Annotated in this window: 20 protein-coding genes, 1 pseudogene and 1 riboswitch; of the genes and pseudogenes, 12 read left to right on the forward strand and 9 right to left on the reverse strand. The window is 67.0% G+C overall.

Annotated features, from left to right (window positions below):
- Window positions 1-152 precede the first annotated feature (152 nt).
- On the forward strand, window positions 153-1,352 hold the full coding sequence (locus FLQ03_RS00375) for an ammonium transporter (protein WP_144373480.1): 1,200 nt from the start codon (window positions 153-155) through the stop codon (window positions 1,350-1,352).
- 88 nt (window positions 1,353-1,440) lie between these two features.
- Here FLQ03_RS00375 and FLQ03_RS00380 read toward each other — a convergent pair whose 3' ends face one another.
- The gene (locus tag FLQ03_RS00380; RefSeq protein WP_240802169.1) at window positions 1,441-3,486 is read right to left on the reverse strand and encodes a TonB-dependent siderophore receptor; all 2,046 of its coding nucleotides are present in this window, start codon (window positions 3,484-3,486) and stop codon (window positions 1,441-1,443) included.
- Window positions 3,487-3,727: 241 nt separating this feature from the next.
- Between FLQ03_RS00380 and hemP the strand changes: the two genes are divergently transcribed.
- From hemP to FLQ03_RS00410, 6 genes are all read left to right on the forward strand, one after another.
- Window positions 3,728-3,898, forward strand: a complete 171-nt coding sequence (gene hemP, locus FLQ03_RS00385; protein ID WP_144373482.1) for a hemin uptake protein HemP — start codon at window positions 3,728-3,730, stop codon at window positions 3,896-3,898.
- Between the two features lie 70 nt (window positions 3,899-3,968).
- On the forward strand, window positions 3,969-6,068 hold the full coding sequence (locus tag FLQ03_RS00390; RefSeq protein ID WP_144373483.1) for a TonB-dependent hemoglobin/transferrin/lactoferrin family receptor: 2,100 nt from the start codon (window positions 3,969-3,971) through the stop codon (window positions 6,066-6,068).
- Window positions 6,069-6,078: 10 nt separating this feature from the next.
- Window positions 6,079-7,134, forward strand: a complete 1,056-nt coding sequence (locus FLQ03_RS00395; protein ID WP_144373484.1) for a hemin-degrading factor — start codon at window positions 6,079-6,081, stop codon at window positions 7,132-7,134.
- Entirely contained in the window at window positions 7,124-7,939 is an 816-nt protein-coding gene (locus FLQ03_RS00400) for a heme/hemin ABC transporter substrate-binding protein (RefSeq protein ID WP_144373485.1), read from the forward strand. Before FLQ03_RS00395 ends, FLQ03_RS00400 begins: the two co-directional genes overlap by 11 nt.
- Window positions 7,936-8,940, forward strand: coding sequence for a FecCD family ABC transporter permease (locus tag FLQ03_RS00405; RefSeq protein WP_144373486.1), 1,005 nt, complete (start codon window positions 7,936-7,938; stop codon window positions 8,938-8,940). Before FLQ03_RS00400 ends, FLQ03_RS00405 begins: the two co-directional genes overlap by 4 nt.
- Complete coding sequence (locus tag FLQ03_RS00410; RefSeq protein ID WP_144373487.1) at window positions 8,921-9,697, forward strand: ABC transporter ATP-binding protein; 777 nt, start codon at window positions 8,921-8,923, stop codon at window positions 9,695-9,697. Before FLQ03_RS00405 ends, FLQ03_RS00410 begins: the two co-directional genes overlap by 20 nt.
- Before the next feature lie 80 nt (window positions 9,698-9,777).
- Here FLQ03_RS00410 and map read toward each other — a convergent pair whose 3' ends face one another.
- Both map and FLQ03_RS00420 read right to left on the reverse strand, forming a co-directional pair.
- Window positions 9,778-10,575, reverse strand: a complete 798-nt coding sequence (gene map / locus FLQ03_RS00415; RefSeq protein ID WP_144373488.1) for a type I methionyl aminopeptidase — start codon at window positions 10,573-10,575, stop codon at window positions 9,778-9,780.
- Entirely contained in the window at window positions 10,572-10,805 is a 234-nt protein-coding gene (locus FLQ03_RS00420; RefSeq protein WP_144373489.1) for a ParD-like family protein, read from the reverse strand. The genes map and FLQ03_RS00420 overlap by 4 nt, the downstream gene beginning before the upstream one ends.
- 211 nt (window positions 10,806-11,016) lie before the next feature.
- On the opposite strand from FLQ03_RS00420, the gene FLQ03_RS19045 reads away from it, so the two are divergent.
- The 3 genes and pseudogenes from FLQ03_RS19045 (at window position 11,017) to FLQ03_RS00430 (ending at window position 12,696) form a co-directional block, all read left to right on the forward strand.
- Window positions 11,017-11,496, forward strand: coding sequence for a PAS domain-containing protein (locus FLQ03_RS19045; RefSeq protein WP_170252266.1), 480 nt, complete (start codon window positions 11,017-11,019; stop codon window positions 11,494-11,496).
- Between the two features lie 248 nt (window positions 11,497-11,744).
- Window positions 11,745-12,152 (forward strand): annotated as a pseudogene (locus FLQ03_RS19650) (methyl-accepting chemotaxis protein); the annotation flags it as partial.
- Between the two features lie 67 nt (window positions 12,153-12,219).
- Entirely contained in the window at window positions 12,220-12,696 is a 477-nt protein-coding gene (locus FLQ03_RS00430) for a YbaK/EbsC family protein (protein ID WP_144373490.1), read from the forward strand.
- A gap of 129 nt (window positions 12,697-12,825) precedes the next feature.
- Here the strand turns inward: FLQ03_RS00430 and FLQ03_RS00435 are convergent, their stop codons facing one another.
- From FLQ03_RS00435 to FLQ03_RS00455, 5 genes are all read right to left on the reverse strand, one after another.
- Window positions 12,826-14,517, reverse strand: a complete 1,692-nt coding sequence (locus tag FLQ03_RS00435) for a methyl-accepting chemotaxis protein (RefSeq protein ID WP_240802170.1) — start codon at window positions 14,515-14,517, stop codon at window positions 12,826-12,828.
- A gap of 402 nt (window positions 14,518-14,919) precedes the next feature.
- Complete coding sequence (locus tag FLQ03_RS00440) at window positions 14,920-15,507, reverse strand: SIS domain-containing protein (RefSeq protein ID WP_144373491.1); 588 nt, start codon at window positions 15,505-15,507, stop codon at window positions 14,920-14,922.
- A gap of 117 nt (window positions 15,508-15,624) precedes the next feature.
- Window positions 15,625-16,569 (reverse strand): ABC transporter ATP-binding protein, encoded by a 945-nt coding sequence (locus FLQ03_RS00445; RefSeq protein WP_144373492.1) that lies wholly within the window; start codon window positions 16,567-16,569, stop codon window positions 15,625-15,627.
- Window positions 16,553-18,085, reverse strand: a complete 1,533-nt coding sequence (locus FLQ03_RS00450; RefSeq protein WP_144373493.1) for an ABC transporter permease — start codon at window positions 18,083-18,085, stop codon at window positions 16,553-16,555. Before FLQ03_RS00450 ends, FLQ03_RS00445 begins: the two co-directional genes overlap by 17 nt.
- Before the next feature lie 123 nt (window positions 18,086-18,208).
- Window positions 18,209-19,222 carry a thiamine ABC transporter substrate-binding protein gene (locus tag FLQ03_RS00455; RefSeq protein ID WP_144373527.1) on the reverse strand — a complete coding sequence of 338 codons (1,014 nt, stop codon included), beginning with the start codon at window positions 19,220-19,222 and terminating at the stop codon, window positions 18,209-18,211.
- Between the two features lie 55 nt (window positions 19,223-19,277).
- A riboswitch (TPP riboswitch) is annotated at window positions 19,278-19,372 on the reverse strand.
- Window positions 19,373-19,483: 111 nt separating this feature from the next.
- Here FLQ03_RS00455 and FLQ03_RS00460 point away from each other — a divergent pair.
- Entirely contained in the window at window positions 19,484-20,821 is a 1,338-nt protein-coding gene (locus FLQ03_RS00460; protein WP_144373494.1) for a DUF1800 domain-containing protein, read from the forward strand.
- Between the two features lie 10 nt (window positions 20,822-20,831).
- Window positions 20,832-22,019 (forward strand): DUF1501 domain-containing protein, encoded by a 1,188-nt coding sequence (locus tag FLQ03_RS00465; protein WP_144373495.1) that lies wholly within the window; start codon window positions 20,832-20,834, stop codon window positions 22,017-22,019.
- 13 nt (window positions 22,020-22,032) lie between these two features.
- On the opposite strand, the gene FLQ03_RS00470 is transcribed toward FLQ03_RS00465, so the two are convergent.
- Complete coding sequence (locus FLQ03_RS00470; protein WP_144373496.1) at window positions 22,033-23,556, reverse strand: methyltransferase regulatory domain-containing protein; 1,524 nt, start codon at window positions 23,554-23,556, stop codon at window positions 22,033-22,035.
- Window positions 23,557-23,560: the final 4 nt, after the last annotated feature.

Below are 23,560 nucleotides of genomic sequence, written 5' to 3' on the forward strand. Positions count from 1 at the left end.
ACCAAACACTTGCACCACTTCGCACCGCAATCGACAACACCATGCGCATAAAGCCATCTTCCGCCTTAGCTGCACCGCGATAGCGCAATCAACCCTTTGCTTGGCACTGTTATTGCTCACCCTGCACCATAATATTTATCAGGGAATAAGAGATGCCTGCCACCACCCCCAACGACGTACTGTTTCTGCTGCTGGGCGCCGTGATGATCCTGGCCATGCACGCCGGCTTTGCCTTTCTGGAGCTGGGCACCGTGCGCAAGAAAAACCAGGTCAACGCGCTGGTCAAGATCCTGACCGACTTTGCCGTCTCTACCATCGCCTACTTTTTCATTGGCTACAGCATCGCCTACGGCGTCAACTTTCTGGCGGACGTGAAGCACATCAGCCAGGCCAACGGCTATGAGCTGGTGAAGTTCTTCTTCCTGCTCACCTTCGCCGCCGCCATTCCGGCCATCGTGTCCGGCGGCATTGCCGAGCGCGCCAAGTTTCACCCGCAGTCTGCCGCCACCTTCCTGCTGGTGGGCCTGGTGTACCCGTTCTTTGAAGGCATTGCCTGGAACGGCCACTTCGGCGTGCAGGACTGGCTGGCGGCCAACCTGGGCGCGCCGTTCCACGACTTTGCCGGCTCGGTGGTGGTACACGCGGTAGGCGGCTGGATCGGCCTGGCTGCCGTGCTGCACCTGGGCGCACGTCGCGGCCGCTACAGCAAGGAAGGCCGCATTGCGGCGCACCCGCCGTCGTCCATCCCCTTTCTGGCACTGGGGGCGTGGATCCTGATCGTGGGCTGGTTCGGCTTCAACGTGATGAGCGCACAGAAAGTGGCCGGCATCTCTGGCCTGGTGGCGATGAACTCGCTGATGGCAATGGTGGGCGGCACGCTGACCGCCATGTGGCTGGGCAAAAACGACCCGGGCTTCATCCATAACGGCCCGCTGGCCGGCCTGGTGGCAGTGTGTGCCGGCTCCGACATCATGCACCCGGTGGGTGCACTGGTAGTCGGCGGCGTGGCCGGTGCCATGTTCGTGTGGCTGTTCACCCTCACGCAAAACCGCTGGAAGATCGACGACGTGCTGGGTGTGTGGCCGTTGCACGGCCTGTGCGGCGCCTGGGGCGGCATTGCGGCCGGCATCTTCGGGCTGGAAGCGCTGGGCGGCGCCGGCGGCGTGACGCTGCTGTCGCAACTGGCCGGCACCGTGGCCGGTGTGGTGGTGGGTTTTGGCGGCGGCTATATCGTGTACGGCGTGCTGAAGAAAACCGTGGGCATCCGCCTGAGTGACGAAGAGGAATTCAACGGCGCCGACCTGTCCATCCACCAGATTACCGCCACGCCGGAACGCGAGAGCAACTGGTAAGGTTGGCCGCAGGGCAGCACGCCCGGTGCTATCAAAAACCGCCCGCCGGCGCTGCCGGACGGGCGGTTTCTTTACGGTGCGTGCCACCTCAGAACGCCAGCGACGCCTTCACCAGCAGCTCGCGCGGGTCGCCCACGCGGACGGTGAGGTTGCTGCCGGCCGTGGAGGTGTAGTAGGTCTTGTCGAACACGTTTTTCAGGTTGGCCTGGATGTCCAGCTTGCGACCCTGCAAGCGGGTCTGCCAGCCGACAAACAGGTCGGCCACGGTGTAGGCCGGCAGGGTGAAACTGTTGGCGCGATCGCCCTGGCGCTCGCCCACATAGCGCACGCCGCCGCCAGTACGCCAGGCGTTACCGAAACCGTCCACCCCCAGATCGTACGCCAGCGAGGCGCTGCCACTGTGGCGGGCCACGTTATACAGCTGCTTGCCTACGTAGGCAGCGGCGTCTTCCTTGACCACAGCGTCGGTGTAGGCCAAGGCCAGCGCTACCGACAAGCGGCGGCTCAGCGCGCCCGATACGTCCAGCTCCACGCCTTGCGAGCGCACCTTGCCGACGGCGCTGCTGACGCTGTTTTCGGTCACCAGCACGTTGCGCTTGTGCATGTCGAACAGCGCCAGCGTGGCGGCCAAGCCGCTACCGCCCCACTTCAGCCCCAGCTCGTAGGCCTTGCCGGTTTCCGGAGCAAAGCTGGTGCCATCGCTGGCGGCATTCGGCTCGAACGATTCGCTGTAACTGCCGTAGGCCGACAGCGACGGCGTCAGCTTGTACAGCAGGGCCAGCTGCGGCAGGCTGGTGCTACCGCTGGCACGGGTGCTGACCGCGTACGGGCGGCCAACCCCGTCTTCCTGGCGATAGTGCTGGTAGCGCACGCCCAGGCTGCTGCTCAGGCGCGGCGTCAGTGCCCAGTCGTCCATCAGCAGCAGCGCGGCGCTGTCAATCTGGCTACGGTTGTCGCTGACGCTGTTGCTGAGCGTGGTATTGGCCAGCGACACGCGGCCGTACACCGGCGCATAGGCGTTCAGCTGGGTCTGGCTGCTGGCGCTGCCACGGTAGGTATTCTCGCGCGCCTCGAGCGAACGGCTCAGGTCGATACCGGCCGTCAGGCGGTGCGCCTGGCCCCACAGCGCCAGCTCGCCACCCAGCTGGCTGCTGAGGCCGGCCTGACGGTTGTGCACCACGTTGCCGTCCAGGCGACGGGTCAGCACGCCAGTGCTGGCATTAAAGGCCGTTACCCGGGTTTCGTAGTTGCTGTACTGGATATCGCTCCACGCCAGTTGCGTTTTCCATTGCCAGCGCGCGTCCAGCTGGCGGGTATACACCGCGCTGGCCGACTGGGTGGTGCCTTCGGCCTGGTCCAGCAGGTCGCCCAGCCGGGTCTCGCGCGCCACATTGATGGCCTGGCCGCCGCTGAACACGGTGCCACGGTCCCACGGCTGCAGAAAGTCGGTGTACTGGTAGGCCAGCAGCAGACGGTTGTCACCGTCGTCCCACAGCAGCGACGGCGCCACCATGCTGCGGCGGATGCTGCCGAAATTGCGCCAGTAGTCGTTGTCCTGGTATTCGGCCACCAGGCGGTAGGCCAGGTTGCCTTCGCCCAGCGGGCCGGTCAGGTCCAGCGTACTGCTGCTGCCGCCCACGCTACTGGCTTGCACGCTGACGCTGCCCTGCGGCGTGAATTGCGGCTTCTTGCTGACCACGTTGATCACGCCGCCCGGCTCCTGGATACCGTACAGCAGCGAGGCCGGCCCCTTCAGCACCTCCACCGTCTCGGTGGTGGCGTCGAAGTTTTTCATCAGGAAGGAGCGCGCACCGTCGCGCAGCACGCTGCCGTCGTTACGCTCGCCAAAGCCACGGCGGGTAAAGCTGTCCTGCAGGCCGGCCAGGGTATTGCTTTCCTGCACCCCGCTGACGCTGCTCACCACCTCGGCCAGGCTCTGCGCCTGTTTGTCGCGAATCTGCTGCGCCCCTACCTGCTGCACGGCACGCGGGATATCCAGCACGTCCTGCTCCCGGCCGGCCACGCTGCTGCGACCAGGCTGGTAGCCGTCGGCGGCTGGGCTGGCCGTCACGGTGACGGTATCCAGCGTGGGTTCTTCTGCGGCAACAGCCGACAACGGCGCGGCTAACAGCACGGAGACACAAACTTGGCGCGGCAAAAACATGATCAACCTTATTGATAATAATTATCAGTATTATCAATATTGATAGCCACTGCCGTCAACGCCAGCGCCCTGCATCGCAACAATCCACCCTTATCCGCGCTGTTACCGCTATCAAGCCGGTGCTGTCTGCCACCCCGGGGCAGCTTTGTCTTGTTATCGGCTGTTGCCACAAAAGCAAATGCGAATTATTATCATCACAGGGGGTGACATCATGACGCCCACACCCGCAGCGCAAGCCAAACCGGCCGCCGACAAGCAACCGTACACGGTACTGGATACCCGCACGCTGTTCGTGCGCGACCGCCAGCTGCTGATCTGCCATCGCGGCGAGTACTACCGCCTGCAACTGACGCAGAACGACAAACTGATACTGGTGAAGTAACACCGCACCGCAACCACCCCACCGAGCCAGCCATCGCCAGCCACGGTGCCACGCATACAGGAGAAGATCCGTGTCCAAGGATCGCATTACCCTGGCGGGCATCTGTCTGACGACAGCGGCCCTGCCCGTCTTTGCCGACAGCCCCACCGTGCTGGAAACCACCACGGTCACCGCCAACCGCATCAGCGAGCAGCTGGCCGACACCGCGCCCAATATCTCGGCGGTTGGCCGCAAACAGCTGGACCGCCAGCACGCCAGCGACCTCGACAGCCTGCTCGCGCAAGAACCCGGCGTGTCGGTGTCTGGCGACCAGGGCCGGCGCGGCAACGCTGGCGTCACCATCCGCGGCATCGAAACCAACCGCATCCTGATGCAGGTAGACGGCACCCGCCTGCCCGAAGCGTACATGAGTGGCGGCGGCGCCATCTCCGGCCGTGACCTGGTAGAGCCGGACACCCTGCGCCAGATCGACATCATCAAGGGGCCGGCGTCGGCGCTGTTCGGCAGCGACGCCATCGGCGGCGTGATCAGCCAGCACACCTTCGAGCCGGCCGATTTCGTCGACCGCGACAAACCGCTGCACTTCGGCCTGAAGCAATCGTACGATGGCGCCCGCCACGGCAGCGCCACCACCGCCAGCGTGGCGGCGGCCGGCGACAATACCGCCGCGCTGCTGATGCTGACCCAGCGCCGTGCCCACCAGCTGGACACCCCGGCTAGCCGCGACATCGAAGGCGGCCAGCGCACGGTGGCCGACCCGCAGCTGACCGACACCCGCAACGTGCTGGCCAAAGTGGCGCTGGGCCAGGACGGCCCGCACCAGCTGCTGCTGGGCGTGGAAAGCTTCGACCGCCAGCGCCAGACCGAGCTGCTCAGCGCCCGCGGCGCCGCCACCGGCTATACCGTGCGCGACCGCGACAGTGACGACGACACCCGTCGCCAGCGTTACAGCGCCGAATACCGCTACCAGGGCGACGGCAGCCTGGCGGCGGCCAACCTCAAGCTGTACCAGCAAACGCTGCGCAACGAAGACAAGGCAGTAGAAGTGCGCAGCACCGGTACCCGCTACGAAAACCACCGCTTCGACCAGGACATCAGCGGGCTGGACGGCCAGCTGGAATGGCGCCTGGGCGAGCACCGCGTGCTGACCGGCGTTGAAGCCACCCGCACCGACACCAGCCGCCTGACGCGCACTACCAGCGGCAGCACCACCACCAGCAGCAAGACCTTCCCCGATAACCGCAGCGAGCGCCTGGGCCTGTTCGTGCAGGACCAGTTCCGCCTGGGCAGCCTCACCGTTACCCCGGCGCTGCGCTACGACCGCTACACCATGACGCCGCAAAGCGACGCCATCTACCAGGCCAGCAGCGGCGGCGCGGTACCGGTCAGCCGCTTCCAGGACAGCGCGTGGTCGCCCCGACTGGGCCTGAGCCTGCCGCTGGCAGACGGCATTACCGGCTTTGCCAACCTCAGCACCGGCTTCCGCGCACCGCCGTTCGACAGCTCGTTCATGACCTTCAACAACGCGCAGGCCGGCTACCGCATCATCCCCAACGCCAACCTGAAGTCGGAAACCTCGCGCGGCATCGAGCTGGGCAGCAAATACCAGCGCGGTAGCGTCAGCGGCCAACTCACCGCCTTCTACAACCGCTACAGCAACTTCATCGATACCGTCACCCTGGGCACCGACACCGCCTCGCCGCGCGGCATCTTCCAGTACCAGAACCTGGACAGCGTGCAAACCCACGGCGTGGAAGCCCGCGCCGGCTGGCAAGCCAGCGACGCGCTGCTACTGGACAGCAGCCTGGCCTGGGCACACGGCAGCAACCGCAAAACCGGCACCCCGCTGAACAGCATCGACCCGCTGAAAGCCACGCTGGGCGCGCACTACCAGCAAGGGCAATGGGGTAGCGACGTGCTGATCACGCTGGTAGCCGCCAAAACCCGCGCCGCCAGCGCCAGCCAGTTCAAGGCCCCCGGCTACGGCACGCTGGACGTGGGCGGCTGGCTGAAGCTGGGCAAGCAGACCACGCTGCGCGCCACCGTGCACAACGTGGGCGACAAGAAATACTGGCAGTGGGCCGACGTGAAGAACGTCACCGGCAGCGCTGTCGACTTCTACGCCCAGGCCGGCCGCAGCGTCAGCGCCAGCCTGGAAACCCGTTTCTGAAAGGACCGCCATGAACGCACCCGTTACCCTGCTGCAGCGCTACGAGGCGCTGAAAGCCGAACAGGCCCACCTGCGCCAGCGTGATGCCGCCACGCAGCTGGGCGTCAGCGAAGCGCAGCTGCTGGCCTGCCTGCCGGGCAGTACCCGCCTGCGCTGCGACCTGCCGGCGCTGCTGCCGCGCCTGGCCGAGCTTGGCACGCTGAAAGCCATTACCCGCAACGAACTGGCGGTTCACGAGAAGGACGGCCGCTACGACAACCTGACGCTATCCGACAAAGTGGGCCTGGTGCTCAACCCGGGCCAGCTCGACCTGCGCCTGTTCCCCGCGCACTGGGCGCACGCCTACGCCGCCGAGCAGGCCAGCCCGCGCGGCACGCTGCGCTCGCTGCAGTTCTACGACGCTGCCGGCCACGCCATCCACAAGCTGTACCTGAAAGAAGACAGCGCCGTACCTGCCTGGCAAGCGCTGGTGGCCGAGTTTGCCGATGCGGCCACCACGCCGCTGTTCGACAGCAGCAACGTCGACGCCGCCCCGGCCAGCCAGCCGCTGCCGGCCGGCTTCGACGCCGCCGCCTTTGCCGACGCGTGGCTGGCGTTGCAGGACGTGCACCACTTCCACGGCTTGCTGCGCAAACACGGCCTCACCCGGCAGCAAGCGTTCCGCCACGCGCCGGCCGGCCACGCCTGGCAGCTGGCCGGCGACGCGGTAGACCGCCTGCTGCGCGGCGCCGCCGACAGCGGGCTGCCGATCATGGTGTTTGTCGGCAACCGCGGCATGGTGCAGATCCATACCGGCGCGCTGCAGCGCGTGCAACGCATCGGCGAGTGGCTGAACATCCTCGACCCCGGCTTCAACCTGCACCTGCAAGACAGCCGCCTGCACGAAACCTGGCTGGTGCGCCGCCCCACGCGCGACGGCATCATCACCGCCATCGAAGCGTTCGACGCCGACGGCCACAGCATCGTCAGCTTCTTTGGCCAGCGCATCGAAGGCGAGCCGGAACTGGCCGGCTGGCGCGAGTTGGCCGCCGCCCTGCCGCGCAAGGAGGCCAACCATGTGGCGTAAACGCCTGCCGCTATTGCTGGCACTGGCGATGGCCCCCGCCCTGGCCGCCGCTCCGGTACAACCGGCGGCAGGCCCGCGCGTGGTGGCGCTGACCGCCGACGTGGCCGAAATCGTGCTGGCGCTGGACGCGCAACACCTGCTGGTTGGCCGCGACAAGCTGGCGCGCCAGCCGCAGCTGGCCCGTGTGCCGGAGATCGGCAGCTCGCGCGCGCTGACCCCGCAGCCGGTACTGGCCAGCAAGCCCGACCTGGTGCTGGGCAGCGACCAGGCGCAGCCGCCCGCCATCTACGACCAGTTGCAGGCATTGGGGCTGAAGGTTGGCCGCATCCGCCACAGCGAAGACCCGGCGGCCTTTGCCGACGGCATTCGCCAGGTGGGGCAGGCGCTGGGGCAAGCCGGGCGTGCCGAACAGCTGGCCGCAAGCTGGCTGAAGGCGCTGCAGCCGCAGGCCGGCAAGGGCAAGCGCGTGCTGTTCAGCTACGACGGCCGGCTGGTGGCCGGTAGTGGCACCGCCGGCGACGCCATCATCCGCGCCGCCGGTGCCGTGAACGCTGCCGCCGATGTGCAGGGCTTTCTGCCGATGACGCCGGAGGCATGGCTGCGCGCGGCGCCGGACGTGGTAATCGTGGCCGCGCACAACGCACCGGTGTTCGGCAGCCTGGCGGCGCTGAAAGCCCGGCCGGAGCTGGCGGGCAGCCCGGCGGTGAAGGCAAACCGTGTGCTGGCCTGGCCGGCGGCCGACTTCCTGCGCCTGGGCGTAGCCAGCCCGGCCACGGTGCAGAAACTGCGGGCGCTGGCGTCATGAGCGGCAGCCGCACGCTGGCCGCCCTGCCCGCCTGGCCGCGGCTGCCGGGGGTGGGCCTGGGGTTGGCCGCCGTCGGCGGGCTGGCGCTGATCTGGCTGCTGGCCGGCTTTGGCGGCGGGCAGTGGCAGGTGCCGGACTGGCACGACCCCATCGTGCGCCAGCTACGGCTGCCGCGCATCGTCAACGCGCTGCTAGTGGGCGCGGCACTGGCGATGAGCGGCGCGGCGCTGCAGGCGCTGTTCCGCAACCCGCTGGCCGACCCGGGGTTGATCGGCACTTCGTCCGGCGCCGCACTGGGGGTGATCGGCGTCATCGCGCTGGGCATCGGCGGCCTCAGCGTGCCGCTGGCGGCGTTTGGCGGCGGCCTGGCCATCACCGCGCTAATCCTGCTACTGAACCGGCTGCTGCAAGGCGGCCAGGCCGGGTTGCTGATCATCGGCGTGGTGGTGGGGGCGTGCTGCGGCGCCATCGTCAGCCTGCTGCTGTTCCTGTCCGACGACCTGACGCTGCGCGGCGCCATGAGCTGGCTAGCCGGCAGCCTGGCCGAAGCCCGTTTTGCCGAGCACGGCTACGTGCTGCCGGTGATGGCGCTGGGCGCGGCCATCCTGCTGCTGGTGGCACGCGACCTGGACTGCCTGCTGCTGGGCGACGACACCGCCCGCTCGCTGGGGGTACAGGTTGGCCGCACCCGCACCCTTACCGCTGTTGGGGCGGCGCTGCTGGCCGGCGGCGCGGTGACGCTGTCCGGCATCATCGGCTTTGTCGGCATGATGGTACCCAACGCCATCGCGCTGCTGGGCGGCGGCACCCGGCGCCAGCTGATGCTGTGGTCGGCCTGGGTCGGCGCCTTGTTTTTGCTGCTGATCGACACCCTGGGCCGCGAGCTGGCCTACCCGGTAGACCTGCCAGCCGGCGTGATGGCGGCCTTTGCCGGACCGGTGTTCTTTTTATGGTTGTTCCGTCGCTTGCAAGGAGGCCGCCATGAGCGCCCCGGCATTTGAGCTGGACCGCGTCGCGGTGCACGCCGGTAGCCGCTGCCTGTTCAGCGCCCGCCAGCTGCACATCCCCGCTGGCAGCCTGTGCGCCATCATCGGCCCCAATGGCGCCGGCAAGACCACGCTGCTGCGCGCGCTGGCCGGTTTTCATGGCGACTGCCACGGCCACAGCCTGGGGCAGCCGCTGCGCGCCGGCCAGCCGCGCCCGCTGGCCTGGGTGGGCCAGCACGAAGGCGCCGACAGCCCGCTGTGCGTGGCCGACTACGTGATGCTGGGCCGCCGCCCGCAGCTGGGCTGGCTGGGGCGCAGCAGCGCGGCCGACCAGCAGGCAGTGGCGCGGGCGCTGGACAGCATGGCGCTGCAAGGCCTGGCCGGCCAGCGGCTGGCCACGCTGTCCGGCGGCGAGCGCCAGCGTGCCGCCATTGCGCGGGCGCTGGCGCAGGACACGCCGCTGATGCTGCTGGACGAGCCGTGCAACCATCTGGACATCCGCCACCAGCAATTGCTGCTGCGCCAGCTACAACAACTGGCACGCCAGGGACGTACGCTGGTCTGCGTGCTGCACGAGCTGCAACTGGCGGCCAACTTTGCCGACTGGCTGCTGCTGGTGGCCGACGGCGAGCTGGTGGCGCAAGGCCGGCCGGACGCGATGCTGCACGGCGACCTGCTCAGCCAGGTGTACCGCTGGCCGATCCGCGCCGAACGCCAGCCCGCTAGCGGGCGCTGGCAGCTGGACGTCTACGGCCACGGCGCCGTGGCCTGAGCCAGCCCGGCTGGTATCGGCTGCACCATGACAAAGCCCCTGTCTGGCGACAGGGGCTTTGGCTTGCGTGCGGGGCCGCATCAGATCGGCGCGTAGCTGCCCACCCCGTCCGGCCAGCGCGTCAGCACGTCGTAGCCGTCTTCGGTCACCACCACCATGTGTTCCCACTGCGCGGACAGCGAGCGGTCCTTGGTCACCACGGTCCAGCCGTCGGCCAGCTGGCGGATGTCGGCCTTGCCGGCGTTGATCATCGGCTCGATGGTGAAGATCATGCCCGGCGCCAGTGTCAGGCCGGTGCCGGGGCGACCGTAGTGCAGCACCTCGGGCTCGGTGTGGTACACGGTGCCGATGCCGTGGCCGCAGTACTCGCGCACCACGCTGAAGCCTTCGCGCAGCGCCACCTGCTGGATGGCGTGGCCTACGTCGCCCAGGCGCGCACCGGGGCGCACGGCGCGGATGCCGGCGCACATCGCCTCGTAGGTGGTGTCCACCAGGCGCTTGGCCAGCGGCGACGGCTCGCCCACGTAGTACATGCGGCTGCTGTCGCCGAACCAGCCGTCCTTGATCACCGCCACGTCGATGTTGACGATATCGCCATCCTGCAGCGGCTTGTCGTTGGGAATGCCGTGGCAGATCACGTCGTTCACCGACGCGCAGATGGTTTTGGGGTAGCCGTGGTAGCCGATATTGGCCGGCTTGGCCTGCTGCACATTGACGATGTACTCGCGGCAGATACGGTCCAGCTCGTTGGTGCTGACGCCGGGCTTCACGTACTGGCCGATCATCTGCAATAGCTCGGCCGCCAGCGCACCGGCGCGGCGGGATTGTTCGATCTCGCCGGCATTGCGGCGGATCACGTGGCGTTGTCTACCGCTCATGGCGTGTCCTCTCGGGTAGCGGGGGGTAAGGGAATGCCCGGCAGCGGCTCACCGGCTTCGGCGCGGATCAGCAACTGGCAGATTTCGCTGTAGCTCAGGCGCGGGTTCAGTTCCGCCAGCATGCCGACGCGCAGCCAGTGCTCGGCCTGGGCATTGATGGAGCGGCACAGCGCACTACTGGTCTGGCGCAGCGTCTCGTGCATTTGCTCGGAAATCTTGACGATTCCCATGGCTACCTCGTTATACGGTTTATATATGGTTCATATATTAGCAGTTGGCCGCGCCGGCAGCCAGCGGCAGGTGGCTGTGTCGCCGCCACCACAAGCAGCCGATTGGCCGTCAAAGTCAGCACAAGGTTTCTATAAATGGCGAAAACACCGCGTGTTACACCCATGCCAAGGCACGACCACGTGCCCGCACACACACAGCAGGGAGATTGCCATGTTCGGATTTACCAAAAGACAAAACGGCAGCAGCGCCCAGGATCAGCAACTGCACCAGCTGCAGCAGATGCTGGACCATGTCGACAACCTGATCATGCTGGCCGACAGTACGCCCGACAACACCATCATCTACATGAACAAGACCGCGCGCGACGTACTGGCCCAGTACCGCAGCGCGATGAACCAGAAATTCCGCCCCGGCGTCGACGTGGCGCAGGCCCACCAGCACAGCATCCACCAGTTCCACCGCGACCCGGACCGCATTCGCGGCATCCTGCAAGACCTGGCCAGCAGCCGGCTGGACGTGCACAAGGCCACCATCCCGGTGGGTAACGTGATCTTTGAAACCAAAGTGTTCCCGATCTGGAAAAAGACGCGCCGCGCGAACTGCTGTGCTTCATGGCCAGCTTTCGTGACATCAGCGCGCAATACCGGGCCGACCAGCTGGGGCAGGAAGCTGCGCAACGCCATCAGCTGATGGAAAAAAGCGTGGGCGAGATCTCGTTCAACATGCAGGCGATGAGCGCCACCATCGAGAACGTGGCGGTGCAAACCGCGTCGGCGTCGGCTTCCGCCGACCTGATGCTGGGCGAGACCCGCCAGGGCGTGACCATCGTGGAGCAAACCAGCAAGAGCATGAAAAACGTGGCCGATATGGTACGCAGCACCGCCGACAGCCTGACCTCGCTGGGGCAGCGTTCGGAAGCCATCGGCAAGATCGTCAACGTCATCAAGGACATTGCCGACCAGACCAACCTGCTGGCGCTGAACGCGGCCATCGAAGCCGCCCGCGCCGGCGAGATGGGCCGCGGCTTTGCCGTGGTGGCCGACGAGGTACGCAAGCTGGCCGAGCGCACCACGCAGGCCACCCAGGAAATCGGCGGCATGATCGGCGACATCCAGCGCGAGGTGCAGCAGAACGTGGCGGCCATCGAGCAGGGGCGGCATCAGGTTGCCGCTACCGAGCAGGACTTCCAGCGCGCCGAAACCGCGCTGCAGACTATTGCCCAGGAAATCCAGCAGGTGCGCGACTTCGTGGTACAGATCGCCGAAGCCAGCGAACAGCAGGCCACTACCTCGCAGGACATCACCGAGCAGCTGTCGCGCATCGTGCAGCAAGGCCAGCAGCGCTGAGCACGTCGGCATTGGCAGGCCGGCGCGCAATATCGATAATGGCCTTTTTGCTGCAAGGGGACTGCAGATGAGCCTGCAATCGGTACGCGATTACCTGGCCTGCCACGCACCGGACATCTCCATCATCGAACTGGACACCAGCACCGCGACGGTAGCGTTGGCCGCAGAAGCCCACGGCGTGGTGCCGGGGCGCATTGCCAAAACGCTGGCCTTCCGCCTGGCCGACGACCGCAACGTGCTGCTGGTGGCGCGTGGCGACGCCCGCATCGACAACAAGAAGTTCAAGGCAGTATTCGGCAAGGGCCGCATGCTGCCGGCCGAGGACGTGCAACAGCTGACCGGCCACCCGGTAGGCGGCGTGTGCCCGTTCGGCCTGGCCACCGCGCTGCCGGTGTACCTGGACGTATCGCTGCGCGACTTCGACGAAGTGCTGCCGGCGGCCGGAGACGTGCACACTGCGGTGCGCATTACGCCCGCCAGGTTGGCCGCACTGGTGGGCGGCCAATGGGTGGACTGCTGCCAGGCCCAGACTGCCGAAGCCTGATACCGCCGCACCGCCCTGCACCAACAGCGGGTAGCCCGGCGTTGCCGGCCCCGCGCACCCACAAAACCAAAGCCCTGTCGGCCATGCCGGCAGGGCTTTGTGCTGGGGCAAGCCGGCGCACGGCCGTGCTTACACAGCCGGCACCGCCACGCCTATCGGCTGCATGCCGTCGCCACCACGGCTCTGGCCCAGTTGCGGCAGCGTGAAGAAGTCGATGCTGGCTTTCAGCTCGTGCGCCATCTGCTCCATCTGCTCGGCAGAGCTGGAGGTCTGCACCGCAGCGGTACTGGTTTCTTCCGACATCTGTGCCACCTGCTCCACATTGCTGGCCACCATGCCGCTGGCCGACTGCTGCTCGGCCAGCGCCACCGAAATGGCGGCGACCGAATCGTTGATGCGGCTCATATTGGCGGTAATGCCGGTGACCGCCTCACGCGCCTGCAGGGTTTGCTGCAGGCCGGCGTCCATCTCGTCTACCGTGGCGTGAATGGTTTGCACCACTTGCTGGCTGCTGCTGACCATCTCGGTAATGATGGTGCTGATCTCGGCGGTGGACTGCGCGGTACGCTCCGACAGCTTGCGCACCTCGTCGGCCACCACGGCAAAACCCCTGCCCTGCTCGCCGGCGCGCGCCGCCTCGATGGCCGCGTTCAGCGCCAGCAGGTTGGTCTGCTCGGCCACGTCGCGGATCACCTGCACCACATTGGAAATCTGCAACGACTTGGCGCCCAGCAGGTCGGCCTGCTGCTGCGAGCCGCGCGCCATGTCGGCCACGGTATTGATGGTGCCCAGCGTGCGGTCGATGATGCGTTCGCCGTCCAGCGCCAGTTGGCCGGATGCCTTGGCGTCCACCGCCACTTCGCGGGCGTTGTCGCTGACCGAGCTGATGCTGACCGACAGCTGCTCTACCGACGCCGACATCGCCGCCGCGGCGCGGGTTTGCTCCTCGGTACTGACCGCCACTTGTTCCGATGCGGCGGCCAACTCGCTGGCGTTGACGCTCAGGCGAGAAATAATGCTTTCCAGGTTACGCACCAGGCCGATCAGCCCGCTCTGCATGGCGCTCATCGACGCTACCACGCTGTCCTTGTCACCCGGTTTCACCTGCAGCCGCTGGCTGAGGTCCCCCTGCGCAATGCGCTGCGCCAGCGCCACCACGTCGCCCGGCTCGCCGCCCAGCTGTGCCAGCAGGTTGCGGATGATCTGCCAGGCCAGCAAGGCCCCCGCCAGCAAGCCGGCCACCATCAGTACCACCGACAGCCGCGCCGCCAGCGTGGCGCTGGCTTCCGACTTCAGGTACTCCTCGGCGGCCACTTTCAGCTGCAGGTCGATCAGCGCCGAGATGCTGCCCGACACCGGGTCCAGCGCCGGGTACAGCTCGCGGTCGTTGAAGGCTTGCAAGGCGGCCTGGTCGCCACTGTCCACCAGGCTGCGCAACCGGTCCACGCCGCTATCGGCCCGCTTCATCGCCGCCTCGGCCTCGGTGGCCAGCTTCAATTCGTCGTCGGTCAGGTAGGTGGCACGGTAGGCCTGCCAGTCGGTGCGGATGGCTTCACGGGCGCGATCCAATTCCTTCAGGAAGCTGGCTTTGTCCATACTGCCGGCGCGCACCTTGTGTGCGGCATCGACAATACTGATGGCGTAGCCGTCGCTGACTTTCTTCAGTTGCTGCAGCGGCACCACGCGATCGTGATAAGTAGTTGAAAAATCTTGAAGAATACTGGACTGCGTCACCATGCCATAGCCACCCAGGGTCATGGCAATCAGCAGTAGCACAGACACCAGCACTGTCAGGCGCTGGCCGATCGTCAGTTTGGACATGATGTATGCACCCACTAATTTTTATAAAACTGTATAAAAACACTACAGTTGTTGCTTATTGATATTTAGTGGGGGGCGTCGACAGCGTCAAGCCACAACATGTCGATTAGGTATTTATACCTAGTGCTGCCATGTAGGCATTTTACGGTACAAAACCGTACAAACTGCCTGCAAACGCCGCATTCATGCCCAAATCGTGGCAGCAAACAGCAAATCGCGACGGGAAATGGCCTGATGCCGCCAGCGGGCACTGGCCGTTGTAGGGAAAGACCACAGACAAACACGGCAACGGCATGACGCCGGCAAAATCTGCCCGGCCGGGGCGGCGGTCTGCGCCCTGTTACAGACACAAAAAAAGCCAGCCAGCGTTGGCTGACTGGCGCGACGGCAGCCGCTCGCGACTCAGGCGTAGTTCTGCGGGAACAGCGCGCGCTCTACCGATTCGATCAGGATGTGGATCACCTTGATGTGCAGCTCCTGTACGCGGTCGGCGTACTGGCCGCCCGGCGTGCACACGTCGATATCGGCCAGACCGCCGATGACCGAACCGGGGCGGCCGGTAAGCGACACCACCACCATGCCGCGTTCCTTGGCGGCTTTCACCGCCGCCAGGATGTTCTTGCTGGTACCGCTGGTGCTGATGGCCAGCAGCACGTCGCCGGCGCCGGCGTGCGCTTCCAGGTAGCGCGAGAAGATGGCTTCGTAGCCGTAGTCGTTGCCGACGCAGCTGATGTGACTGGGGTCGCTGATGCTGGCCGCCGGCAGCGCGCGGCGGTCGTTGCGGTAGCGGCCGGACAGCTCCTCGGCAAAGTGCATGGCGTCGCACATCGAGCCGCCATTGCCACAGCTGAACACGCGCCGGCCGTTGTTGAACGCATTGACCAGCGCATCGCCGGCCGCCTCGATGGCAGACAGCGCCTGCGGGTTGGACAGCAGGGCGTCCAGCGCGCTGCGGGCTTCGGTGAGGGTGGCAACAATATGCGGTTTCATAGGCGGGGCGTGTTCTGTCTAGCTAATCGATGCCGCATTTTACCCGTGCTTTGCCGCGCCATCACCCATCATCTGTACACAATCTGGCGGCAAAGCGGAAAAAACCGCCGGCCAAGGCTACCAGTACAGCACCTGGCGGCGGTCCAGCCCGATAGCCAGCTGCTGGCCCACGCTCGGTGCGCCCTGCCCGGCCAGCTCGCGTACGCCCAGCAACAGCTGCCAGGGTTGGCCGCCGTCACCAGCCACGGTGACGCGCCAGCCGTCGGCTTGCGCTTCGGCAGCCACGATGGCGCGGCGCGGCTGGCCGGCGCCCAGCACAAAGGCCTGCGGCGGGATGGCGTGGTCGTCAAATACATTATCGAGCCCGACAAAGCGCGCCACCCAGGCGCTGGCCGGCGCCTGCAGGATGGCTTGCGGCGTACCGTGCTGCACGATGCACCCGGCTTGCAGGATGGCCACGCGCTGCGCCAGCGCAAACGCCTCGTGGCGGTCGTGCGTGACCAGCAGCGCCGGCACCTGCAAGGCGGCCAGGTGGCGGCGTACGTCGGCCAGCAGCTGTTGTTTGAGATGGGTGTCGAGGCTGGAGAACGGCTCGTCCAGCAGCAATAGCCGTGGCTGGCACACCAGCGCCCGCGCCAGCGCCACGCGCTGCCGCTCGCCGCCGGACAGCGTATGCACTGCCGCCGCCTCGCGCCCGGCCAGCCCCACCGCCGCCAGCATCTGTACCGCCTGCTGGCGGGCGGCCAACTTGCCCGCACCGCGCTCTACCAGGCCAAACGCCACGTTGGCCGCCGCGTCCAGGTGCGGAAACAGCGCGTGGTCCTGGAACATCATGGCGATGTGGCGCTGCTCCGGCGGCAGCCGGGTGATGTCCTGCCCGCCCAGCCGCACCTGGCCACCGGCCGGGCGCTGCAAACCGGCGACCAGCGACAGCAGGCTGGACTTGCCCTCGCCGGACGGCCCCAGCAGGGCCAGCGTTTCGCCAGCGGCCACCTGCAGGCTGACGCCTTGCAGCACGGCGCGGCCGGCGTAGTACAGCGACAGGTCAATCAGCTCGAGCATGGTTTTTCTCCGGCCACTCGATGACCACGAAGGCCAGCAGGGCAAACAGCATCAACAAACAAGACAGCAGCAGCGCCAGCTGCAGGTTGGCCGCGCCGGGCCGCCCCAGGTGCTGGTAGATCAGCGTGGTGAGCGTGGCCCACTCCGGCCGCGACAGGAACAGGCTGACGGCAAACTCGCCCACCGCCGTGGCGGCGGCAAAGGCCAGGCCACGGCGCAGCGCCGGGCGCATCAGCGGCAGGCTGACGCGGCAGAAACTGCGCCATGGCGTGGCGCCCAGGGTGCGCGCCGCCTGCGGCAACTGCGGCGGCAGCGCGGTGGCGGCCGACAACACGCCCTTGGCCACAAACGGGTACGCCAGCAAGGCGTAGGCGGCGATCAGCAGCCCCACGCTGGCGCTGTACTGCGGGTACAGCAGCAGCAGGCCAAAGGCCAGACACACCGGCGACACCATGAACGGCAAAAACACCAGCGCGCGCAAGGCCAGCCAGCGCTGCGCCGCCCAGCCGTGGCACAGGCCCAGCAGCAGCGACAGCCCCAGCGCGGCGCCGGAAAAGCGCAGCGTATTGCCCAGCGCCGCCAGCACCTCTGGCTCGGCCAGCATCTCCCATACGACGGCATCGGCTTGCAGCGCGCGCCACACAATGGCCAGCAAGGGCAACAGGCAACACAAGGCCAGCACCGTCAACGCACTCGCCAATAGCAGACGTTGCGGCCAACCCTGTGCCGGGGTACGCAGCGTCGGCACCAGCCGCTGCGGCCGCGCGAGGCCACGCTCCAGCGCAGCGTAAGCCAGCGCCACGGCAGCGCCGACGCCCAACGCCAGCAGCGCCAGCACGCCGGCGTCGGCCAGGTTCAGCTCGTAGGCCACCAGCGTATAGATCTCGACTTCCACCGTGGCGTAGCGCTGGCCACCCAGCAGCAGCGCCAGGCCAAAGCCGGCAAAGCAGTACAGAAAAATCAGGCACAGCGCCGACGCCAGCCACGGCCGCACCACCGGCCACTCGACCCGCCAGAAGGTACGCCATGGCGAGGCACCCAGCGTACGCGCCACCGCCAGCCGGCTGGCCGGCACTTGCTCCAGGCCGTCCACGCCGGCGCGCACCAGCAGCGGCAGGTTATAGAACAGGTTGCCGTACAGCAGCAGCCACGGCGTGTCCTGCAGATTCACGCCGGCCACGCCATGCGGGCCGAACAGCGCCAACACCCCCATGCCGGCCACCAGCGTGGGCATGACAAAGGGCAGCATCAGCAGGCGCAACAGCAGGCGGCGGCCGGCAAAATCGAAACGCGCCAGCACCCAGGCCAGCGGCAGGCCGATCAGCAACGCCAGCGCGCAGGTAGCCAGCGCCTGGCCGGCCGACCACAGTAGCCGCCACTGGATATAGCTATCCTGCAGCAGGGCCAGGCTGAAACCGGCGTGCCCTTCCTGCAGCAGGCGCGCCAGCGGCGCAGCCACCATCAGCAGCAGGAAGGCCAGCGGCAACAGGGCTGGCAGGGCAAGGGAACGATTCATGTGCAAGACGGGTGCCGGTAAAAGGTGTCGGTCATTTAATGAGGCGTTGTGTCACAAAAGCGCAAGGGCGCCGCAGGCGCCCTTGCCACGCCGTGCTGCGGCCAACGTTGGCCGCAGCGGCGATCAGTTGGCCTGCTTCACCACCAGGCGGTTCCAGCGGCTGACCCAGCCGGCCGTCTTGCCGTTCATCGCAGCCAGGCTGGGGTTGCTGAACTTGGTCGGCTTTTGCGCGTGGGCAAACACCGGGTCGATGGCGGTGCCGGCCACTGCCGGGTACATCCACATCTTGGTCTGCAAGCCGGTCTGCACGCCGTCGCTGCGCAGGAAATCGACAAACGCCTGCGCCGCCTGCGGCTCCTTGCCGCCCTTCAGCAGCGCCACACCTTCCACTTGCAGGAACACGCCGCCTTTCAGCAGCAGGTTGGCGGTGGGCGATTCGCTGATTTTTTCCTTGCTGTAGAACACTTCTGCCGCCGGGCTGGTGGCGTAGCTCACCACGATCGGGCGGCTACCGCCGTTGCGGCTGAAATCGGTGTAATACGCCTCGCTCCAGCCCTTGCTCACTTTCAGGCCGTTGTCGCGCACTTTCTCCCACCATTTGAAGGCGCCGTCTTCACCACGGTCGGCGATGGTAGCCAATAGGAAGGCCAGGCCAGTACTGGACGTGGCCGGGTTTTGGACCACCAGCAGGTCCTTGTAGGCCGGTTTGGCCAGATCGTCCAGCGTGGCCGGCAGCGGCAGCTTGGCCTTGGCAAACCAGGCTTTGTCGTAGTTCAGCGTTACGTAGCCGTAGTCCACCGCTACCGCGCCCGGCAGCTGCGCGTCTTTTTCAGTGCGGCCAACCTTGCTGCTGGTAGGCGCCAGAATGCCGGCGGCCGTGGCCTTGGCGATCAGCGTGTTGTCGATGCCGTACACCACGTCGGCGATCGGGTTGGCGCGGGTCAGGATCAGCTTGTTCAGCATTTCGCCGGCGTCACCGCCCTTGACGATGGACAGCTTGACGCCGCTTTGCTTTTCGAACTCGGCAATGCGCTCTTTGGGCAGGCTGAACGAGCTGTGCGTCATCACGCGCAGCTCGGCGGCCAGGGCAGACAGGGACACGCCAGCCAGGGCCAGCAGCAGTACAGACTTCTTCAACATTTCAGACATCCTCTTTTGGTGATGACGCTACCAAAAAAGAAAGCGGGACACGGGCAGACGCCCATCACGCTCCCTCCGCTGGCATTATCCAGATCAGGTTCTGGGGTATGTCTCAGCCCGCACGCGCAGGCACCCCCGGTGATCGAGCCGCGAGTATAGAGCTTTGTGTCACATTCGTTAACACCTGCCGGCCGCTCCTTCACATCCAACCAACAAATCAGCGCCATACTTGATAACGGTATCTATCAGGAGAGCGCCATGTTTCTGCTGCGCAAGTTTGCCCCCCTGCTATGGCTGTTGCCGCTGCCGGCGCTGGCCGCCCCCATCGGCGAAGCCGGCGCCCGCCTGCTGCTTAGCCGCTCCGGCTTTGGCGCGCCGCCGGCGCAGGTGGCCGCACTGGCCCCGCTGGAACGCGAGGCTGCCGTAGACCGCATTCTGGCGGGCAGCCGCACCGAGCCGGCCAACGCGCCCCCGCCGTGGACGGCCGAGGCGCTGCTGCACCCGCCGCACAAGCAACTGAGCGAAGACGAAAAGAAAGCCCTGCGTGATACCGAAACGCGGCGCGGCCTGGCCCTGCGCGGCTGGTGGCTGCAGGAAATGGCCACCACCCCCAGCCCGGTGACCGAGAAGCTCACCCTGTTCTGGCACGGCCATTTCGTGTCCGGCCAGAGCAAAGTCAAAAGCGCGCAGCTGATGTACCGCCAGAACGCACTGCTGCGGCGCGAAGCGCTGGGCAACTTTGCCACCCTGCTGCACGACATCGCACGCGACCCGGCCATGCTGCGCTACCTCGACACCGCCGGCAGCCGCAAGGGCGAGGCCAACGAAAACTTTGCCCGCGAAGTGATGGAGCTGTTCACGCTGGGCGAAGGCCATTACAGCGAACAGGACATCCGCGAAGCCGCGCGCGCCTTTACCGGTTGGCAGCTGGACCCGGCCAGCGGCGAGCCGGTGTTCCGCCCGCGCCGCCACGACGACGGCGCCAAAACGGTACTGGGCCGCAGCGGCACACTGGACGGCGACGCGGTGCTGGACACGCTGCTGGCGCAGCCGGCCACCGCCCGTTTCATTACCCGCAAGCTGTGGCTGTACCTGGTATCGCCCACGCCGGACGAGGCCACCGTCAACCGGCTGGCGGCAGGCTTCGGCCGCGACTACCAGATCAAACCGCTGCTGCGTGCGCTGCTGCTCACCCCGGCGTTCTGGCAAAGCAGCGGCCAGCAAGTGAAGTCGCCCGTAGAACTGACGGTAGGCACGGTGGTGACCTTCGGCGCCACGGTGCCCGATTGGCAAGCGCTGGCCCAGTTTAACCGCCGCATGGGGCAAGACCTGTTCGACCCACCCAATGTGCGCGGCTGGCCCGGCGGTGACGCCTGGATCAACAGCGACAGCCTGCTGCTGCGCAAGCAGTTTCTGGACAGCCTGACCCGCCCCGGCGGCAACAAGCCACGGCCGCAGATCGCGCCCGACTGGCTGCAGCGCTACCCGGACGCGCGCCAGTGGCTACCGGCACTGGCCACCGCCAGCCCGCTGCCCTCCGCACCACTGCCGGCGCTGCGCCAGCTGCTGCAAGACCCGGCCTACCAGCTGCAATAAGGAGCCTGCCATGCAACGACGACAGTTTCTCGCCACCCTGGGCGCCGGCTTGCTGACGGTACAGCTGCCCGGCCTTGCCTACGCCGTGGCGCCCGCCGGCTACCAGCGCCTGCTGGTGCTGGTGGAGCTTAAGGGCGGCAACGACGGCTTGAACACCGTCATCCCCTACGCCAGCGCCGACTACACCCGGTTGCGGCCAACCCTGGCCATCGCCCGTGACCAAGTACTGCAGCTGGACGAACAACGCGGCCTGCACCCGGCGCTGGCACCGCTATTGCCCTTGTGGCAAGGCGGCCAACTGGCCATCGTGCAAGGCGTCGGCTACCCCGAGCCCAACCTGTCGCACTTCCGCTCCATCGACATCTGGGATACCGCCAGCCACAGCACGCAAACGCTGAGCAGCGGCTGGCTGACCCGGCTGCTGCAGCAGTACCCAGCCGGCGACGCCTTCGCCAGCGACGGCCTGATCCTGGGCAGCCAGACGCTGGGCCCGCTGGCCGGCGGCGCCCGCGCCGTGGTGCTGCGCGACGCCGCCGATTTTGCCCGCCAGGCACGGCTGGCGCAGGCCATGCCCGGCCAGGCCGGCAGCAGCGCGCTGGCCCATGTGCTGAAAGTGGAAGCCGACATCCGCCGCGCCGCCAGCGACATCGGCAAGATGCCCGCGGCGCAGCAGGCGATGGGCAATGCGCAAGACCCGGGCCGCATCCCGGATGCGCCGGGCAGCTTCGGCCGCGCCGTACGCACGCTGCTGGAAACGCTGGCCGGCGGCAGCAAGGTGGTGGTCGCCAGGCTGACGCTGACCGGCTTTGACACCCACGCCGGCCAGGCTGGCACCCAGCAACGGCTGCTGGCCGAGCTGGCGGAAGGGTTGGCCGCACTGCAGGCAGGCCTGGCGGCACAAGGGCGCTGGGACGACACGCTGGTGATGAGCTACGCGGAATTCGGGCGGCGCCCGAAGGAAAACGGCAACCAGGGCACCGACCACGGCACCGTCAACAGCCATGTCGTGCTGGGTGGCCGCGTGGCCGGCGGCTTTTATGGCCAGGCACCGCAGCTGGCCGGCGTCAGCGACGGCAACCTGCCGTACGCGGTGGACTTCCGCCAGCTGTACGCCACCGTGTGCGAACGCTGGTGGGGCAAACCGGCAGCCGGCGTACTGGGCGGCCAGTTCCGCCCGCTGCCGTTGCTGCGGGCCTGAGCCGGCACCGGCTTCAGTCCAGCATGCCCCAGCCGCGCAGCAGCGGCAGCTCCTGCGTCAGGAAGCGCTGCGCTAACCCTTGCAGGTACTGGCGTTGCTCTTGCTGGCTGGGCAGAACCTTGCCGTCTACCTGCGCCCGCTCGCCGTTGGCTTGCAGGCTGTGATCCAGCGCAGCCGCCAGCACCGCCGGGTCGCGCTCGCCCTGCAGGTACTGCGCCAGGAACGCCTGGCTAAAACGCGACACCGGCACCCCGCCCCCCAGCTGCGGGCTGGCCAGCGCACCAAAACGCGGCGAGCTGGCCGCCTGCTGTACCAGGGCGTGATTCAGCTGCCGGCAGCGCTCTGTATTGCCCGGGCCTTGGGCCGGCATCGGCAACACCATGCGCGCGCCCACCAGCACGCGGATCACCTCGCGGAACTGGCTGCCACGGCAGCTGCGCTGCACCTTGGCGGCCAGCTCGCTCAGCGTGTGTGGCTGGCCGTCGGCCAGGCAATCGAGCACCGGGTCGTACACCGCCGGGGTCAGATTGATGGTGCCACGCGGCAGTGCCAGCTTCATTTTCACCTCGCTACGCGGCAAGGCCAGGGCTACCCGTTGCTGGCACCAGCGCGCATCCTGCTCGGCCGGCTGCAGCCGGCGCGGGCCTTTGATCCAGTAATCACGGCGGAACTGCTGATTCAGGATGTAATCGCGCACCGTTTCGCGGAACAGCGGGTCGGCGGTGCCGTCCAGCAGCGCCTGCTGTTCCGGCGTGTAGTGCAATACCGGCACCTGCTCCAGCGTGCTGGCCTGGCAGGCGTAGCCCAGCTTGGCCGGCGCCAGCGCCGCCGCCATGTCGGCAAAGTACATCGGCGTCCAGTCGCGGTTGAAATACTCGTGCGCCAGATAGTGCGGGTCTTGGCCGGCAATGCGCGTCAGCCGCTCGCGCAGCTTGTCGTCGGCCAGCGCACGCGGTGCCACCGCCAGCAACTGCTGGCTGAACGCCAGCGCATTCTTCACCTGCGCCTCTACCCCCAGGCCCGGTGCGCTCATGCGTTCGGCGTGCTGCACGAACAGCTGGCGCAGCGGCGCAAAGGCGGCCCAGCCGGGCAAGGTGTTGTAACTGATGTACAGCACGCCGCCGACACGCAGCTTGCGGCGCACGAAATCCACAATTAGCGCCTGGTTTTGCGGCGAGATCCAGCTCCAGATACCGTGCAGGCCGATGAAGTCGAACAGTGGCAGGTCGTCGCGGGCGCAGAATTCAGCAAACGATTCGTCGCTCAGCTGCGCACCGTTGCCGCAGTCGGCGGCCAACTGCTGGGCAAAGGCCGCGTGCTGCGGGTTGAAGTCGTTGCCGTACCACTGGGTACTGCCCGCCGCAGCGTGCAGGTTCACACTCATGCCCTGGCCAAAGCCTAGTTCGCAGGCACTTTGCCACTGCGGGACGGCAAAGCCGGCGTCCAGCAGCACGAAGCCGGCGTAGTGCGGGTTGAGCTCGCTGTAATAACCGTAGGTGTAATCGAGTTCGGTGACGTAACCGGCAGTCCAGGACATGGCA

Source organism: Vogesella urethralis (assembly GCF_007644045.2).
Lineage (GTDB): Bacteria > Pseudomonadota > Gammaproteobacteria > Burkholderiales > Chromobacteriaceae > Vogesella > Vogesella urethralis.